The 17,062-nt window shown below is 64.8% G+C and carries 19 protein-coding genes; 4 read left to right on the forward strand and 15 right to left on the reverse strand.

Annotated features, from left to right (window positions below; genetic code table 11):
• Positions 1-23: 23 nt before the first annotated feature.
• Positions 24-884, reverse strand: a complete 861-nt coding sequence (gene gluQRS, locus AYK61_RS18980; protein WP_121871961.1) for a tRNA glutamyl-Q(34) synthetase GluQRS — start codon at positions 882-884, stop codon at positions 24-26.
• Between the two features lie 333 nt (positions 885-1,217).
• Here gluQRS and AYK61_RS18985 point away from each other — a divergent pair, with 333 nt between their 5' ends.
• Positions 1,218-2,654 carry a radical SAM domain-containing protein gene (locus tag AYK61_RS18985; RefSeq protein ID WP_121871962.1) on the forward strand — a complete coding sequence of 479 codons (1,437 nt, stop codon included), beginning with the start codon at positions 1,218-1,220 and terminating at the stop codon, positions 2,652-2,654.
• Positions 2,655-2,703: 49 nt separating this feature from the next.
• Here the strand turns inward: AYK61_RS18985 and AYK61_RS18990 are convergent, their stop codons facing one another.
• The 6 genes from AYK61_RS18990 to AYK61_RS19015 form a co-directional block, all read right to left on the reverse strand.
• On the reverse strand, positions 2,704-3,663 hold the full coding sequence (locus AYK61_RS18990) for a ferritin-like domain-containing protein (RefSeq protein WP_121871963.1): 960 nt from the start codon (positions 3,661-3,663) through the stop codon (positions 2,704-2,706).
• A 175-nt stretch (positions 3,664-3,838) separates the two neighbouring features.
• Complete coding sequence (locus tag AYK61_RS18995; protein ID WP_121871964.1) at positions 3,839-4,207, reverse strand: nuclear transport factor 2 family protein; 369 nt, start codon at positions 4,205-4,207, stop codon at positions 3,839-3,841.
• Positions 4,208-4,451: 244 nt separating this feature from the next.
• Positions 4,452-5,483 carry an ABC transporter ATP-binding protein gene (locus AYK61_RS19000; RefSeq protein WP_121871965.1) on the reverse strand — a complete coding sequence of 344 codons (1,032 nt, stop codon included), beginning with the start codon at positions 5,481-5,483 and terminating at the stop codon, positions 4,452-4,454.
• Positions 5,480-6,268 (reverse strand): ABC transporter permease, encoded by a 789-nt coding sequence (locus AYK61_RS19005; RefSeq protein WP_237669613.1) that lies wholly within the window; start codon positions 6,266-6,268, stop codon positions 5,480-5,482. The genes AYK61_RS19000 and AYK61_RS19005 overlap by 4 nt, the downstream gene beginning before the upstream one ends.
• Positions 6,265-7,104, reverse strand: a complete 840-nt coding sequence (locus AYK61_RS19010) for an ABC transporter permease subunit (protein ID WP_121871967.1) — start codon at positions 7,102-7,104, stop codon at positions 6,265-6,267. Before AYK61_RS19010 ends, AYK61_RS19005 begins: the two co-directional genes overlap by 4 nt.
• Positions 7,101-8,339, reverse strand: coding sequence for an ABC transporter substrate-binding protein (locus tag AYK61_RS19015; protein WP_121871968.1), 1,239 nt, complete (start codon positions 8,337-8,339; stop codon positions 7,101-7,103). The genes AYK61_RS19010 and AYK61_RS19015 overlap by 4 nt, the downstream gene beginning before the upstream one ends.
• Before the next feature lie 149 nt (positions 8,340-8,488).
• On the opposite strand from AYK61_RS19015, the gene AYK61_RS19020 reads away from it, so the two are divergent.
• Together AYK61_RS19020 and AYK61_RS19025 are read left to right on the forward strand one after the other, a co-directional pair.
• Complete coding sequence (locus AYK61_RS19020) at positions 8,489-9,202, forward strand: TVP38/TMEM64 family protein (protein ID WP_259468122.1); 714 nt, start codon at positions 8,489-8,491, stop codon at positions 9,200-9,202.
• Entirely contained in the window at positions 9,199-9,822 is a 624-nt protein-coding gene (locus AYK61_RS19025; RefSeq protein ID WP_121871969.1) for a CDP-alcohol phosphatidyltransferase family protein, read from the forward strand. The genes AYK61_RS19020 and AYK61_RS19025 overlap by 4 nt, the downstream gene beginning before the upstream one ends.
• A 3-nt stretch (positions 9,823-9,825) precedes the next feature.
• On the opposite strand, the gene AYK61_RS19030 is transcribed toward AYK61_RS19025, so the two are convergent.
• The 4 genes from AYK61_RS19030 to AYK61_RS19045 form a co-directional block, all read right to left on the reverse strand.
• Positions 9,826-11,334 carry an alpha/beta fold hydrolase gene (locus AYK61_RS19030; RefSeq protein WP_183130355.1) on the reverse strand — a complete coding sequence of 503 codons (1,509 nt, stop codon included), beginning with the start codon at positions 11,332-11,334 and terminating at the stop codon, positions 9,826-9,828.
• Positions 11,335-11,485: 151 nt separating this feature from the next.
• On the reverse strand, positions 11,486-12,961 hold the full coding sequence (locus AYK61_RS19035) for an NAD(P)/FAD-dependent oxidoreductase (protein ID WP_183130356.1): 1,476 nt from the start codon (positions 12,959-12,961) through the stop codon (positions 11,486-11,488).
• A complete protein-coding gene (locus AYK61_RS19040; protein WP_121871971.1) occupies positions 12,958-13,233 on the reverse strand; it encodes a zf-HC2 domain-containing protein in 276 nt (91 codons plus the stop codon). Before AYK61_RS19040 ends, AYK61_RS19035 begins: the two co-directional genes overlap by 4 nt.
• Complete coding sequence (locus AYK61_RS19045; protein WP_220709129.1) at positions 13,230-13,796, reverse strand: RNA polymerase sigma factor; 567 nt, start codon at positions 13,794-13,796, stop codon at positions 13,230-13,232. The genes AYK61_RS19040 and AYK61_RS19045 overlap by 4 nt, the downstream gene beginning before the upstream one ends.
• Positions 13,797-13,919: 123 nt before the next feature.
• On the opposite strand from AYK61_RS19045, the gene AYK61_RS19050 reads away from it, so the two are divergent.
• On the forward strand, positions 13,920-14,552 hold the full coding sequence (locus AYK61_RS19050; protein ID WP_121871972.1) for a class I SAM-dependent methyltransferase: 633 nt from the start codon (positions 13,920-13,922) through the stop codon (positions 14,550-14,552).
• On the opposite strand, the gene AYK61_RS19055 is transcribed toward AYK61_RS19050, so the two are convergent.
• The 4 genes from AYK61_RS19055 to AYK61_RS19070 form a co-directional block, all read right to left on the reverse strand.
• The gene (locus AYK61_RS19055) at positions 14,535-14,819 is read right to left on the reverse strand and encodes a DUF427 domain-containing protein (RefSeq protein WP_121872904.1); all 285 of its coding nucleotides are present in this window, start codon (positions 14,817-14,819) and stop codon (positions 14,535-14,537) included. The genes AYK61_RS19050 and AYK61_RS19055 overlap by 18 nt on opposite strands.
• Positions 14,820-14,824: 5 nt before the next feature.
• Positions 14,825-15,172 (reverse strand): glutaredoxin domain-containing protein, encoded by a 348-nt coding sequence (locus AYK61_RS19060; protein ID WP_121871973.1) that lies wholly within the window; start codon positions 15,170-15,172, stop codon positions 14,825-14,827.
• An 88-nt stretch (positions 15,173-15,260) separates the two neighbouring features.
• Positions 15,261-15,983 (reverse strand): hypothetical protein, encoded by a 723-nt coding sequence (locus AYK61_RS19065; protein ID WP_121872905.1) that lies wholly within the window; start codon positions 15,981-15,983, stop codon positions 15,261-15,263.
• 38 nt (positions 15,984-16,021) lie between these two features.
• Complete coding sequence (locus tag AYK61_RS19070; protein ID WP_183130357.1) at positions 16,022-16,930, reverse strand: LysR family transcriptional regulator; 909 nt, start codon at positions 16,928-16,930, stop codon at positions 16,022-16,024.
• Between the last annotated feature and the right edge of the window lie 132 nt (positions 16,931-17,062).

Genomic DNA, 17,062 nt, shown 5'->3' on the forward strand with positions numbered 1-17,062 from the left:
CGTGATCTCGATCGTTAGGGCGGTCAGAGATTCGCGGGGTCGAACACCCACGGTTCGCGCGGTACCCGCGTCGGCTTCCACTGTTCGAGCAGTTCCTCGGTGTTCTTTACGTCCGGCATACCGAGGGAGGCGGTGATGAGCGCCCACGCGTCGGGCCGCTCGCGCAGAGTCACCGCGCCGTCCCGCTTGGCCAGGCGCTTGCCTTCGACGTTGAGAGCGAGGGGCACGTGGACGTACGTCGCGGGGGTGAGGCCGAGGAGCTGAGTCAGATATCCCTGTCGCGGGGCGGAGGTGAGTAGGTCGTCGCCGCGCACGATCTGGTCGACGCCTTGTGCGCCATCGTCGACTACGACGGCGAGGTTGTAGGCGGGGATACCGTCGGATCGACGCAGGACGAAGTCGTCGACCTGGCCTCGGAAGAGGCCGTGCAGCTGATCGACGATGGTGAATTCGGTTATCTGCGAGCGCAATCGGATGGCCGGTGGGCGGTCCTTCGCTGCCTTTTGGTCTGCGGTGAGATCGCGGCAGGTACCCGGGTATGCGCCGTCGGGTGCATGCGGGGCCGATGCGGCCTGTTGGATTTCCCGACGCGTGCAGAAACACTCGTACGTCAGCCCGGCTGCGGTGAGCGAGCGAATCGTGGCGTCGTAAATCTCCCGACGCTCGGATTGCCGCATGATGGGCCGATCCCAATCGAGTCCGATGGCGGCGAGGTCGTCGAGTTGACGCTGCTCGGACCCTTGCTTGACGCGATCGAGGTCTTCCACGCGCATCACGAACCGACGTTCGGTGGAGCGGGCGAACAGCCACGCCAGAAGCGCGGTGCGCAGATTGCCGAGATGCAACTCACCCGAGGGACTGGGAGCGAAGCGTCCGGCGGGCATGGAGTCATCGTAGTTTCACGCGATCGATGCCCACCTCGCACACGGGCCCGCGGCTGATGCCGTGCGAGCCGTCCTTCGCAAATGCGCGCGCGTTTGCTGAAAGCGCGTGGAATTGCTGCCCAACGGGGCCTAGTCCGCGCGCACCTGGCAAACGCGCGCGCATTTGCGACGGGCGCTGGGGGGGCGGGGACGAAGGGACGGACAGGGGATGGGCTGGGACGGGACGGAGGGGGTGGGACTGCGGCGATCCTCGCGGCCCACGGTCCGCAGGCACACTGGAAGTGCACGCGCGGGGTGTGCGGTTTCCCGAGCGAGAAGACAACGAGGCCGAGCATGACAGTGCGTGAGAAGTTCGAGGCCTACGTCCGCCGTATCGAGAGGCGCACGCGCCCGGTCGATCCCCGCACCCGAGCGGCCCTGACGGAGAGGTGGGCGGCGTTACCACCCGCGGCCCGAACGCCGGCACAGACGCTGGGGCGACACGCGGTGGGCTGCGAGGGCACCCACGGAGTGTTTCCGAAGTGCAACCTCACCTGCAGCCCCTGCTACCACAGCGCGGATGCGAACAAGGTGCGCATCGACGGTGAGCACACACTGCGAGAAGTCGCCGCGCAATTCGAGCTGCTCGCCGAACGACGCGGCCCGCGGGCGCACGCGCAGTTGATCGGCGGAGAAGTCAGTTTGCTCGATTCCGACGACCACGCCGCGGCGCTGGCGATCATGCGTGAGCACGGCCGCGAACCGATGTCGTTCACCCATGGCGACTTCGACTACGACTACCTGCAGGCCGTCGTTCTCGACGGTGACGGCCAGACACGATTTTCGCGAGTGTCCTTCGCCGCGCACTTCGACAAGCTGATGCGCGGACGGAGCGGAATCCCTCGGCCGCGAACGGAAGCCGAACTCACTCCTTATCGTCGACGGTTCGCGGAGATGTTCACTCGATTGAAGAGCGAGCACGGAGTGGCGTCGTATCTGGCGCACAACATGACCGTCACGCCGCACAACATCGACGAGGTCGCCGCAGTGACGGGCGAGGTGGTCGGCATGGGCGGCTATTCGATGGTCTCCTTCCAGCCCGCGGCTTTCGTCGGAGACGAGCGGCGCTGGAGCGGGGACTACCGGGAGATCGACATCGATATCGTCTGGGAGCAGATCGAACTCGGCATGGGACAGGCAATTTCGTACCAGTCGATCCAGTTCGGCGATCCGCGTTGCAACAGAACAGCGTTGGGCTTCATGGTCGGCTCGACGTGGCATCCGTTCCTCGATGTCACACGCCCGGCAGAGGAACGTGCTCGCGACGAGTTCTTCACCCATCTGGGCGGAGTAAACTTCGGCGGTTCCGATCCGCTGACGCTAATTCTGAAACTCCTCCGGGTACTGGCCGGTCATCCGTTGGGGATCGTCGTGGCGGGGCGGTGGTTCGCGAGCGTCCTGCGACGATGTGGCCCCCGAAACGCAGTTCTGGCATTCGTTCGCAGAGACCTTCGCCCGATGAACTTCGTCGTTCATCGCTTCATGGATGCCGAAAATGTAGCTCCCGCATGGAAACTGATGCAATCCGGTCAGGTCGCCGCCGATCCCGTGCTGCTGGAAACGCAGGAGCGACTTGCGGCCTGCACCTATTCGATGGCGCACCCCGAGACCGGTGAACTCGTTCCCGCGTGCGTCCAGCATTCGGTTCTCGACCCGGGTGAGAATCAGGAACTGCGAAAGCTGCTGCCGTTGCTCGTGACGAAACCGGAAACGACCGGTTGCTGTAGCTGACGCTCGGGTGGTGTCGAGCCATGCGACACCACCCGAGCGAAACCTCCGGCTATCCGCCGCTGGTGTTGAGCTCGCCGTTGACGCCTGCAGGGAAGAATCCACCGGACGTGACCGGAGCCGGGTTCAGATACACAATATTGAGTACCTGGCCCGGTGAGCGGGAATACGCGATTCCGTTGGCGTCCAACGGAACCAGGTTGGCGGCACCGTCGAGAGTGATTCCCTGATCCAGATCGTCCGGCCCATCCAGGCTGTCTCTGGCGTCGGAGATGGCGTTCGCGGGCGTTTCGAGACCCAGAGAGAACAGGCTCGTCCGGATGATGCCCGCGTGGTACGCCTCGGCCGCCAGAATGCCTGCAGCGGCTTCGAGATACGTCTTGTTCGACACCAGCGGTGCCGCGCCCTTGTATGCGGTGACGCCGACGTCCTCGAAGATGAACGCGCCGAGCAAGAAATTCTGCTCGTTCGCGTACACGTCGAAGGTCTCGCCTGCGCCGATCAGTCCTGCTGCCATGGCGGCGGCAGTGAAGCTCGCGTCGAGGTCGATCGCAGGCCGGGCCACTGCCGCGTTTCCAAGCGCTCCGCGCAGGAACGCCACGTGATTGAGCTCGTCGAAGGCGATTTCCTCGGCATATGCCTTGATCAACTTGCTCTCGAATGTCACCTGCCGACCTCCGGTGACGGGGCCGGGAGTTCCGGTACCGCCCACGAGGGTGTCCGGCAGACCCTTTCCGGTCACCGCCCGCTGGTAGAACTCGGCTTCCAGGTACTCGAGGTTGAGTGCGAAGTTCAGAATCGCGGCATCGGATGGGCCTTGGCCAGGCATTCCGGGGATGAGCGGCCCATCCGAGGAGCCGAAGGGGAAGGCAGATGCGACGCCTGAGCCCACAGTCATTGCCGCGCCTGCACCCAAGCCGGTGAGACCTGCTGCCCGCATGAAGCGTCGGCGATCCAGACCGTTTTCCGAGCTACTGCTGATGGCCTTGGTGATGAATTTCTTGTCGAACATATGCGACTGGGCCTCTCGTCCGGGTGAAGTGCATGATGCCGACGCCCCCGCGGACCAGGCAACTGTAGCCCCTGGAAAGACTATGTGTACTTTTCCTCAGGAAATTTCTATAGGTGCTGCTAGAAGGCCTATGCGTTGTCCAGTGACGCCTCTGGCGGTCAGCTGGGTCGCCCTGTCAGGAGTGGGCGGGTGAGTCCTGGCTGAAAGTGTTCTGCCAACGGCCATCTTTTCGTAGCCAGAGCGAGCTGATGAACATCGACTCGCCCACGCTGCGTTGAGGCCGTTGGTAATCGGCGCGATAGCAGAGCATCGCCGCATCCCCAGATACTTCGATCAGTTTCGCTTCCGTGATCGAGTAGGACGCCATGCTGGGCCCGTCGGCCAGTTGGGCAACGTGGTCCGCTCTACTGGCGAAACCGGTGGGATACACCCCGACGAAGTCGGCAGAGAGTAGTTCGAGATCGGCGTCTGCGTCGCCGTTGGTCAGCGCATCCCAGACGCGGGATTCGAGATCGATGTAAAACTGGATTCCGAGATCGTGCATAGGGTCAGTATCGCAGCGTCCACGGCGATCGCATTCATCGGAAGTGGCATCTTCTCGCGAATGCTCATGCCGGATAACGCATTTTTCCTCGTCGGACCTCGGTGAGACCATCGCAGCGGGCTCGAACAGGTGTGGGCGGTGTTCCTGCGACTGGTTGGTCGTTGGATCTTTCTGTCAAGGTAGGAGCCGAGAATCTGCTAACGCCTTGTAGTTCGAGAATCGCATTCGGTCGCTCACTCGACCGTCAGGCTTCAACAGCAATTCTCGCATTACGTGGAATTTTCAACCCCACCGAATCCCCGATCCGCACCGTAGATCCCGCCGCCAACTCCACTTTCACGGTCACCGAACCCACGGTCACGTCAGCGATGCTGCGAAATCCGGTAGGCCGCAATCCCGAGACAACTCCACGAATCCCGTTGTCATCCATGCTGATCAGCTCATGTCGTAACAGCAGCACAGCAGGCCCGGCCGGCAGAGAAACTCTTTCGACCTCCAACTCCCCGAGCTCGGAGCGATGCACCCCAACTCCATCCCACTGACCTTCGATTTCGTTGATTCCGCCCATCAGTCGCGAGACTGCCAACGTGCTCGGACGCGTGTAAGCCGTTGCGATATCGGAGTGATGCTCCAATCGTCCGTCGATGAGCACTGCCACGGAATCGGCCAGCACGGCCGCTTCCTGCTGATCGTGGGTGACGAGCAGCAGAGTCTGATCCAACGACGAGCGCAGTTCGCGAACCAGGTCGTGCATCTCGGTGCGCAATACCGGGTCGAGCGCACTGAACGGCTCGTCCAACAACAACAATCGCGGTGAGCCGGCGAGCGAGCGTGCTAACGCCACCCGCTGAGCTTGCCCGCCCGACACCTCTGACACGGCCCGGTCGCTCATATCGCCCAGATGAACCAGGTCGAGATATTCGCGGGCCCGCTCGCGCGAACGCTTGCGACTGTCACCGGCAGCGCGGTAGGCGAAGCCGATGTTGTCCAGTACCGACATGTGTGGGAACAACATCGGACGTTGAAACACCATCCCCACCCCGCGGTTCTCGGCCTCAACGCCGTTCACCTCGCGACCGTCGATGCGCACCGTGCCGGCAGTGGGCGAATCCAACCCCGCGATGAGCCGTAGCGCTGTGCTCTTGCCCGAGCCCGACGGCCCGAGAATTGCCGTACACGAACCCGGCGGCACGGTGAGATCCAACGAATCCAGAGCCGCAACCGATTGACCGGCATGGACTTTCGTGAGTCCGTGAACGGACAGTTCGACGCTCATCGTGCACTCCTACGACGCAACCGGGCGAGCATGAGCACCAGCAACAAAGGCGGCACCACGGCAGCGACCGACAGTGCAGCCACCACCGAATCGTTGCCGGTGCCTGCAGCGAACGAGGCGACGAGAATGGGCACGGTGACCAGTCTGCCTCCGCCGATCAACAAGGTGATCACGTAGTCGCTCCACGCCACGAGGAACGCGAGCAACGCCGCCCCTGCCAACGCCGGAGCTAGCAGCGGAATGCGAATCCGCCGCAGCACCATGGCACTCGACGCACCGAGCGTGCGCGCCTCCTCCTCGTAGCCGATGTCGTACGCGCCGAACGCCACTCGCATCAGATACGTCGTGTACGGAATGGCCGCAACGGTCAGCAGTGCGACTACCGCCACCGTGCTCGGAATACGCGAGCGCAGCACCAGGACATCGAGTCCCAACGCCACGGCGAACGGGGGCAGGGCCAGTGGTGCGAAGAGAACGCCGGCCACCAAAGCGGGGAAACGCACAGTACCGTTCACCAGGGCTCGAGCGGCTAACGCGCCCAATGGTGTTGCGATGGCGGCGACGGCCAAAGCGAGCAGGGTCGACCGCACGAACGCATCGACGCCACCGGCGTAGAGAGCACTGCGAACGCCGTCGAATCCCCAGTCCTGCGGAAGCGAACTGGGAAACGACCATCGATTGCTGATGGCCCACAAGACAACCGGAATCAGCGGCAGCAGGAACCACACGACCAACACGGCCCGACCGATTGCTGGAAAGACCCGCGTCACTTCCACCTTGTTCATTTCCACGCTGCCGATCTGCGCAGAAAGTGCAGGGCCACCGCGGCCACGACGACGGTCACCACGGTAGCTATCGTCGCGGCCGCAGCGGCCTGCGGACGCGTCTCGAGGTCGATCGAGCTGAACAAGCGGATTGCCGTGACCGACAACGGCTCCGGAAACGGACGGCCCAGAATTCGTGCCACCTCGTAGGATCCGACGGTGTACGCGAAGGCGATGGCCGCCGAGGCGATCAGCGCAGGCCGAGCCAGCGGCAGGGTGACCAGCCGCAGCCGCGCCCACCGGCCCGCGCCCAAGGTCGCCGCTGTCTCGTCGAATGCGGCTACCCGGGTGGCAAGGGTGCCCGCCACGACGACGGCCACGAAAGCCGATTCCTTCCAGGCATATTCGGCGACGACGGCGATCCACCACCGCCCGCCGACCAACTCCGGCCAACCCCCGTCGGTCAAGCCGAGAATGCGGGGCAGCATGCCTGAATCTGCCAGCAGCAGCGCCATCGCCGCAGCCCCGATGAGGTGCGGCACCGTGACGGTCAACCCGGCGGCCACCAGGGCCGTGCGTTTACCGGACAGTGCCGTCAACGCGACTGCGAACCCGATCGCTGTGGCCAGCGCCGTCGAGACGAGAGCGATCGACACCGTCAGCGCCACCGAGCGCCACAGGTCACCGCCCAGCGCGGAGTACGCGTCCACCGATAGTTCGGGGGTTCCGACCAACGGCATCAGACCCAGGCTCTGCAGCACCACGGTTCCGAGACCGCCGCCGACAACGAGAACGACCAGCACGACGGCGGGGAGTACCGCCGCCGTGCCGCGAAAGCTCTTCGTGGACGCGCTCACTGACCGGCGAGCACGCTTCGACGCCAACCCTCGTCGAGCGGGGTGACCCACTCCGCGGACAGTTCGGGATGCGCGTTCGCCGAGATCACCTCGTACGAGGGAACGACGGGCGAGGACGGGAGCTGCTCGAACTGCGCCCGCTCCTCCGGTGTCAGCCGCGTGATGTCCAGGGCGGTGAACTGGCCCCACACCTCTGGCTTGGATTTGGCGAGTTGCTGCTCCGGTGACAGTGCGATGTTCGCCACCACCTGCGCTGCGGCGGATTTGCCCGAGGTCGACGGAATGGCCAGGAAACTCGCATTCCCGACGGTTCCCTCGTCGAGAGTCAGCACGCGGGTTTCGGGCGGGTAGGTGCCGTCGGCGACGAGTTGGGTGAGCGTCGCCGGACCGTAGGTCATGGTCATGTCCACCTGGCCACCGGCGTAGAGGTCGTTGAGCTCGGAGGAAGACTGCGGATACGTCGCTCCTTCGCGCCAGAGCGAGGGTGCCAGCGCGTTCAGCCGGTCGAACAGGGCCGGGGCGAGGCGATCGTAGGAGTCCTGATCGAACTGTGCGGGCACCTCGTCGACGCCGCCGGATTCGTTGACCAGTGCCTCACGGACGAACACCGAGCCGGTGAAGTCCGGGGGAGCGGGGTAGGTGAAGCGGCCGGGATTGGCCTCCGCCCAGTCCAGAACGCCGTCGAACGTCGTGGGCGGATTCGGAATAGCGGCTGCGTTGTAGACCAGCGTGAACTGCGCCTTGTGCCAGGGTGATTCGCAATCGTCCACCGGGGTGCCGAAGTCGTTGCTCAGCAATGGGTCCGCCGGGTCGGTGTACTCCATGTTCGGCAGGTTCTGCGTCCACCCGCACAGCCACGCACCGGCCTGCTTTCCGGTACCGAAGTTCGCGCCATTGACCCACACGAGATCGACCTCACCGTCGGTGACACCGGCTTGCCGTTCGGAGAGAATGCGGTTGACGGCGTCGGTGGTGTCCTCGACGGGGACGCGGCGGAGAGTGACGCCTGCCTCTGCGGCCGCGGGAGTGAGGACGTTGTCGACGTAGGCGTTGCCCTGCTCGTCGCCGCCGTACATCCACAGCGAGACCGTCTGACCCTGCGCCTGTTGTTCGATCTCGCTCCAGGGCAGAGCCTCGGCGATGGGGGCTTCGGAGTCCGGGGCAGCGCAGGCGGTGAGAATCAACCCCGTGCTGGCTGCGATCGCTACTGCGCGTCGTAGTGAGCGAAACTTCAACGTAGGGCCTCCTGATCCACGGAAGCAGGCATCGACGACGCTGCTGCCTCCACCGTAATGGGTCGAATGTGACGAAACGGGAACACAGTGGGGAGGTCGGAGACTTCCAAGTACGAACGTGCACGGCCGATCGACCGAAGAAAGGCGCGATGGTGAACCTGGACCGACCGAACGCAGAGGGCCCAGCGAGTGGGGACCGGCGGCGAACAGCGCTGAAAGTGGCCGCGGTAGCTGCCGTCGTCATCGCCGTGGTGATCGTGGCCGGTACCGTCGACCTGCCCGACGCGTCGTTCATTCGTGATCGGGTGGCGTCGGCCGGGGTGTGGGGCATCGCACTCTTCGTGGTGCTCTATGCCCTCCTGTCGGCCACTCCGTTTCCGGCCAGCACGTTGACCATCGCCTCGGGACTGCTGTTCGGGCTCGCGGTGGGCGCGGTCGTCGTGGTGTTCTCCGCCACGGTGGGGGCCTATCTGGGGTACTGGGCAGCCCGAGCGTTGGGACGCGGCCAGGTGGCCCGCACCGAATGGGGCAAGCTCCGCCGGCTCGACGAGATGCTCGGCCGTCGCGGATTGCTGTCGGTCCTGCTCGTGCGTCTGGTGCCGCTCCCGTTCTCTCTGGTCAATTATGCCGCCGGGGTCAGCGCGGTGGGGCAGCGTGATTACGTGGTGGGCACGATGATCGGGATCGTGCCCGCGACCATCGCATACACCGCGCTGGGGGCCTATGGCACCTCGCCGCTGTCGTGGCCGTTCGCCATCGCCTTGCTCGCAGTCCTGGCGATCGCGGCGGGTTCGGCATTGTTGGCGCGCCGCCTCGGCCTGACCGCGAGTGCGCCGACTCCGGCAACGGACGAGGCTCGATGATCGACGCCTACCTGCGTCGCCAGCTCGAAGGCCCGCTGAACCGCTGCGCCGCCGCGCTCGATCGCCCCATCATCACCGCGGACCGCATCACCGCTGCCGGACTGGTGCTCGGACTCGGCAGTGCGCTGGCAGCCGGGCTGCAGTTCTGGCTGCTCGCATTGGCGTTGTGGATCGTCTCCCGGATCGCCGACGGTCTGGACGGGCCCGTGGCGCGCAGGCGTGTGCGAGCCGGCGGGAAAAGCAGCGGGGCCGGTGGATTCTTCGACATTACTGCCGATTTCGTGGTCTACGGCACCACGGTGGTCGGTGTCGCGGTAGGAGCCTCGGCGCAGTTCGGTGCCCCCTGGTGGCCGTTTCTGCTGGTGTTGTTGGCGTACTACATCAACGGCACCGCGTTTCTGGCGTTCTCCTCGATCGCCGAGCGCACCGGGCGGACTATCGACGACGGGCGTTCGTTCTCCTTCCTCGGCGGATTGGCCGAGGGAGCCGAAACCATTGCGGTGCACAGTCTCTGGCTGCTGCTGCCCGGCATCTCGTGGCAGATCGCGGTCGTCTGGGCGGCGGTGGTCGCAGTGAGCTCGGGTCAGCGAATCATCGCCGGGTATCGCGCTCTTTCCTGAGCGTCAGGTCTGCGCGAGGACGGTCTCGACCATGAAACGATCGAACAGTTCAGGCTGCTCGAACAATGGCCGGTGGCCGGAGGTCTCGAACGTGGTCAGGTTCTTCGTCGGGGCGTCGAGGAGCTCGAGCCACTGCTCGGCCGGGCCGAGCCGTCCGGGTGCCTCGAATCGACCCTCGGCCAGATAGACCGGGACCTCGAGCCGGGGTACATCGGTGCGAAAGTCGATGTCCTGTAGCTGCGGATACAGCACGGTGAAGACGTCGAAAAACCCGGCGAATGCGTGCAGCTGCTCCAGGAGGGAATACTCCCGTACGAACAGGTTCGAGGAAAAGCCCCCTACCCCTTCGGAATTCCTGCTGTGGTCGTAGGCGTAGACGGCGGTGTTGCTCAGGCTGGATTCGTAGTCGAGCATGTCGGTGTAGGGCGGTGGACCGCTGGCGGTGAGCGAGTCGATCAGCGCAGTGTTGCCGTTTCGGCGCGCCAGGGCAAGGGTGTCTCGGTAGAAGACCTCGTCGGTCTCGCGGGGGTCGACCATCTGTCCGACGCCGATGTAGGCGCGGTACAGCTCCGGGTGTCGTTGGGCGGCAAGGACACCGAGAATGGTGCCGTACGACTGGCCGAGTAGATAGATCCGATCTTGGCCGAACCGATCGCGGAGATAGTCCGTGACCTCGACGGTGTCACTGACGGCCTGGTCCAGGGTCAGGGTCGAGACGGGGTCCAGGCTGCCATACGACTTGCCGGTCCCGCGTTGGTCCCAGGTCACCACGACGAAATCGTCCTCCAACGACTCGGCGTGGCGACGCATCGCCCCGAGTTCGGTTCCGCCTGGTCCGCCGGCCAGGAAGAGCAGGACAGGGTTGTCGGTGCTGCGCCCGCGAATCATCATCGCTTGCTCCTGACCCCCCACCTGGATTCGGTCCAATTCGGCGATACTGTCTGCGAGAGGCTCGCCGGCAGCGGTCAGGATGGGATCGGTGCCGGCGGGTCGGACGAGCCCGACGGACAGCGCCGCGAGAGCCACGGCAGTGACGACCGCGACGACGCGTCTCGAGATCACGCCGAAGGACCGTGGATTGCGAGCCGGAGACTGTTCACGGCGCGCGAGGCCTGCGCCAAGTGCCGAGCCGAGCAGCATCGGCAGTAGTGCGAGGACCGCATGCAGCCCGCGTCCGAGGATGAACGCAAGAAGGCCGAACGTACCTCCGCTCGCAAGCCGAATGCCATCGACGAGCGGTCCGTCCACAGACATCCGGGTGAGTTCGAATACGCCAGCGAAGACTGCCGGTGCCAGCAGCATGGCCCACCGACTGCGCATCCACCACCCCGCGAGGGTGCCCACGGCCAGGCTCGTGGCAATGGACCCGAGCGCTTGGGCCGTGGTCATCGGACCACGCGGGGTCCACACTCCTGCGAGTAATCCCCACCCTGCGGCGACAACTACCGTGCCGAGCACTACGGCGATTCGGTTCGAGCCCACGTTTCGGAGCCGGTCGAGGGTGGTGGCCATGCGGATCCCTTGTTCCGGGGCAGCCATGGGTCCGGCCTGGCGGCAAGATCGTCGACAGGACTGCCTGAACGACGCTAGGTCCCTACTACGGCAGTGGCCAGGGTCGAACGTCCCCTTCTGCCCGCCGGAGTCACTTCCGGCCGGCAGTCGGTCAATTCTGTTGCTCGTCTATACTTTTGCGTCGCCGAATCCATACCGACCTCATCCTCGCGAGGGTGGACAGGGCGAGGGACACGGCAGGCGTTCCGAGTTGCGCACGAACGTCGGCGATGGCGGCATTCCATGGCCCGTCGTTGTACGTAGGGTACGGATGCGTTGCCGCAGCGAGATCGCGGGTGCGCATTCCGTGCTTGACGGCGAGGACGAGCTCTCCGATGGTCTCGCCGGCCCTCGGGCCCACCACACATGCACCGACGATGCGGTGTTTGGCGTCGAGCACCAGCGTCGTCGAGCCCTCGGTCCTGTTCTCGGTGACGGCTCGATCGATGTCGTCGTGGTCGAGCGTCTGCAACCTCAGACCGGGAATGCGCCGTGCCGTCCGCACATCGATTCCGGCAGAGGCAATCTCGGGATCGGTGAAGGTGACGCGCGGAGTGCCCGTCGTGTCGACCTTGCGTGGCAGTCCGAGGACAGCATTGCTCGCAGCCAGCGAGCCGTGCATCCCGGCAGTGTGGGTGAAGTGAGGATGACCGGTCAGATCGCCTGCGGCCCAGATTCGCGGGTTGCTGGTGGTCAGATGGTCGTCGACGGTGACGTAGCCACGGCCGTCCACAGCGACCCCCGCAGCGTCTAGCCCCAAAGTGTCGGTACGCGGGGTGCGTCCGGTCGCGAGAAGAACCTGATCGAACTCGATTACGCGTCCGGAATCAGTACGTGCGCAACGAGAGTCGATGTCGACGACCTCGGTGGAGGTGAGCACCGTCACTCCGTCCGCACCGAGGGCGGCCGCGAGCACCGAGGAGGCCGACTCGTCCTCCTTGGGCAAGATGGTCTCGGCGCGGCCCACCAGGGTGACCTTCGAGCCCAAGCGGGCGAAGGCCTGCGCCATTTCGCAGCCGATGTTTCCCGCGCCGATGACGAGCAGGCGCTGCGGCAACGCTGTCAGGTCCCACAGCGTCTCGCTGGTGAGGTAATCGACGGCGTCGATACCGGTGATCGGGGGGACGGTCGGACGAGCGCCTGTGGTGATGACCGCTTGGAGGAATTGGATGGGCCGGGAATCGACGGTCACGGTGTCTGCACCAGTGAAGATCGCATCACCGTGTACGACGTTGACGCCGGCGGCGGTGAGGGCTTCGGGCGAATCGATGGGTGCGATCTCCTCGATGGAGCGGTGCACGTGGGCCATCACTCGCGGGAAGTCGACCCGCATCTCGCCCACATCGACGCCGAGGTGGTGCGCGGACCTGGCTGTGGCAGCGGCCGAGGCTGCCGCGATCAGCGCTTTCGACGGAACGCAGCCGGTCCACAGGCAGTCACCGCCGGTTCGTTCGCGTTCGATCAACACAACGTCGATCCCGAACCCGGCTGCGGTCTTCGCCGCGACGATGCCTGCGGTGCCGCCGCCCACGACCACGAGATCGGCCGTCGCGGGCCACTCTCGGTTTTCTGCCTTGCGTGCTTTCATGTGTTCTCACCCGTCAGTCGGTCCATGAAGCGTCGAATGTGCTGGACGCTGTCCTCATCGGGCATCGTGTCGACGGTCCACCGCGAGAGGGCGGCGCTGATCTGCTTGAACTCCAGCTCCGCGGCGCGGCATTTCTCACATACCGCCAGGTGGGCTTCGAGACGTCGGATCTCGTCGGTGCCCAGTGGTGCGGCCGGGTCGGCGTCGAGGTAACGCTGTATCCGCCGCGCCGACCAATGGCACGTCAACACCATCCGTGCGGATCTGATCATGGGTGTGCCTTTCCGGTAGCAGCGACGAACATGGGCCGAAGATGACGTCGTACTCGTTCCCGTGCACGGCTCAGTCGTGACATCACCGTGCCGACGGGGACTCCCAGGAGGTCCGCGGCCTCGCTGTAAGTGAGTTGGTCGACGTCGACCAGGAGGAGGACTGTTCGAAACTTCGGGGCCAACGATTGGACAGCCCGCTCGAGATCGTCGGAGAGGATCGACGTCATCACGTGCTCCTCTGTTCCCGGTGGATCGACCCCGAATGCGGGCCGTGTGGAGACGAAGTCGGCGAAGTCGGCGACGGTGTCCGGGCGGCGACGCCGGTGCATGTTCATGTTGGTGTTGCGCAGAATGGTCAGCAGCCACGCGCGCGGGTGGCGACCGTCGAATCTGTCGACGCTGCGCCAGGCGCGCACCAGTGTTTCCTGAACCAGATCCTGGGCGTCGGAGGGGCCGGTCAGGGTTGTCGCCACCCGAAGGAGAACCTCGATCTCAGGTTCGACGTACAGGCGAAATCCATGCGCCTGCGCGTCGGTCATGTCGGCGGGCTCGGAATCATGCACGTTTCAGGGAACCCTTCGACTGGTAAGCAGTGTTCCAAAAGTGACGCTCGATGTTTCCACAGGCACGAGTGTGCCCGGTTCGACCGATTCGACACCGAACCCGACCTGGAACGGACACCCCCGATGAAACGACCCACCCCATACACCGCGTCGGCCCAGCTGTACGACGTGATCTCCTTCGAATGGCCGGTCTACCGCGCAGGACGGGCGGCCGCAATCGATCAGCTCTCCCTCCCGCCTGGAAGTCACGTACTCGACATCGGGTGCGGAACAGGACTCAACTTCTCCTTGCTGCAGCAGCAGATCGGGCCGAGCGGGTCCATCACCGGCGTCGACGCCAGCGCGCAGATGCTCGGTCAGGCCCGTCGCCGCGCCGATTCCGAAGGCTGGTCCAACGTCACGCTGATCGAGGCCGACGCCACCACCGTGGATGCCGACGAGCTGGGTGACGAGCGACGGTTCGACGCTGCGATCGCCACCTACGCGCTGTCCCTGATGGCGGAATGGGAGTCGGCGCTGAACGCAATGATCTCGGCGACGCGGCCAGGCGGCTACGTCGCCGTCGTGGATATGCAGAAGCCCACCGGCGCAGCGGCGGTCTGGACTCCGCTCGCTCGCCTGGCGTGCAGGCTCGGCGGAGCCGACATCGACGCCCATCCGTGGACGACGATGGATCACCAGCTGGCAGAAGTTCGTTCGGCGTCCGTGCGCGGTGGCCACATCCAGGTACGCCTCGGATCAGTCCTTCCGGACTGACACTCCGTTCCAGAACGCGACACGACCCTTGATTCGGCGCGCCAACGGGGAGGGGTGGCGGTACTCGAATGCTGCGTTCTTCAGCGCAGCCCCCTCGACCGTGACGTCGAAGTAGCTGGCCATCCCCTTCCACACGCACAGTGACTTCGACGCCGTCGAGGTGAGAACGCCGTCGTGTACCGCACCGATGGGAAAGTAGGCATTGCCCTCCACCATCACGATGTCTTCCGACTGTGCAATCCTGTGCTCGCCCACCCACGCCGACATGCTGTTCACGACGTTGCCCGCTTACCGAAGCCGAACATCGCGCGCCATTTTCCGGTGTCCTGTCGCGGCGGTACCAACTCGTCCACCCGATCGGGCAATTCACTCTCGAGTGCGGCAATGACCTGCTTGACACTCGGGTTCACGAGCGCGCTGCCTCCGATGAAGACTGTCGGCACTGTTTCGTCGCCCCCGGTCGCAGCGCGGACCCGCGCAGCGGCATCGGGTTCCGTCCAGATGTCGATGTCGGTCGTGGCTATCCCGCGCTTGCTCAACCCGCTACGCAGCCTCATGCAAAACGGGCAACCCGGTCGCCACATGACCTCGATGCCGTCGACGAACGTCGATGAACTCATACGTGCTCCTGTCTTCGATGTCTGTGCTCACGGAACCCGCGACCGCGTGCGCTCATTCCAACGCGTTCACAGGAGCCGCGCTGAGGAGTCACTTCTTCTGGCGTCGGCTCCCGCCGTGCCAGTCCTGTTGCACGCCGGCTTCGTCCTCCTGCACACCGAGCGCCTTCAGCTGGGGGAGCTCACGCAGGCTGCGCTTCATCTCGGCGAATCCGGGGAAGCGCGCAAGCCCGATCACGTTGTCCCACAGCGGTACTGCTTCTTCGTCGCTGGGCAGTCGGCTGATCACCGGCCCGAAGAACGCGACACCGTCCGGCGGCTCGAAGGCAATGATGGGGGTGCCGACGTCCTTGCCGGTCAGTGAGAGCGCATGATCGGTTTCGGCCTGGATCTCCTCGTCGAGCGATGAATCCTCCAGCGCTGCAGTGTGATGGGTGGGCAGCCCGAGTTCTTCGAGGATCGGGCCCAGGAATTCTGCGGTGCCGCGATAGCCGTGACTCGCAGCGTCGTCGGGGACGACCTCGGCGTCGAAGATGCGCTTGCCGAGGGCCTGGTACAGCGGCCCGATTGCGGCCGACCCGTGCTCACGACGAACCGAGACAGCGGCCCGCAACAGTCGTAGACCTGCGGTGTGGCCGGCCTCGTACTCGGGAGGGAAGTGCGCGTCGTAGTCGATGTGGGAATTGAGCAGCCGCAGTGAGATGAACCGCCAGTCGACGGTGTAGTCGCGCTGGGCCTGGACCTTGCGAACCCATTTGCTGGTCATCCAGGCGAACGGGCACACCGGATCGAAATAGAAGTCGATGTCGGACATCAGGGGACTCTCCTTGTCGGGCGTAGGTTCGGTTCGATTCATTTCTCACCCAGCAGTGCCGAGCGCTGATCGGTGACGACGGCCCGGATGGCGTCGACCACCGCCGACACCTCCGGCCGTCGAAGTGTTTCGGTCCGGGTGACGAGCCAGTAGGTCAGTTTCACCGCTATGGCGTCGGGCAGGACTCTTTGTAGGTCGGGGTGGCGGTCGGCCATGAAGCACGGCAGCAGTCCGATGCCCGCCGAGGCGCGAGTGGCCTCGACGTGGACGAAGACGTTGGTGGAGGTGACCGATTCGCGCATCGTCGGGGTGAAGTTGGGGGCCAGATCCAGATCGTCGACGTGCAACATGGAGTCGATGAAATAGATGAACGGGTGTGCGGAGAGGTCGGCCGGCACCTGGGGCGTTCCGTGTTCCTTCAAGTAGTCCTCGGATGCGTAGAGGCCGAGTAGATAGTCGCCGAGCCGGATGGCCTCGGCGCGGTGCACCTGCGGTTGGCCGACGACGATCTCGATGTCCAAGCCCGATCGCTGCTGCGACGCACGCCGGGTGACGGCGACGATCTCCACCGACACCCGAGGATGCGTTCGCTGCACCCGCGCCGCTGCCGGGGCCGCGATGTAGGCACTGAAGCCGTCGGTCGCCGAAATGCGCACCACACCCTCCAACGCACCGGCGTCGGTCGAGACCAGCGTGCGCAGCGCATCCTCGACGGCTTCGGCAGCGGTCAATGCGCCGCGGCCCAGTTGCGTGAGCTCCCAGCCTCCGCCTGCTCGGGTCAGCACTCGCCCGCCGAGCGTGTCCTCGAGCGCGGCGATGCGTCGAGAAATGGTCGTGTGGTTGATGCCCAGGTCGTCGGCCGCAGAACTGTAGCGACCGGTTCGGCTCACAGCGAGGAGCACCAGTAGGTCGTCTGCACTGGGGATCTTCGCGCCACCGAGTGTCATGTCTGCAGTTTTGCAGATCCGACCTGCGTTCATGGCTCTTGCGTCGACAAACATCTGCACCAATACTCAGAGCGACCCGCCAATGTGTGGTCTGTCACAAACAAGAACCTGAAGTGCCGAGTAACACAGGAG

Origin of the sequence: Rhodococcus sp. SBT000017 (assembly GCF_003688915.1) — a bacterium.
Taxonomy (GTDB): domain Bacteria; phylum Actinomycetota; class Actinomycetes; order Mycobacteriales; family Mycobacteriaceae; genus Rhodococcoides.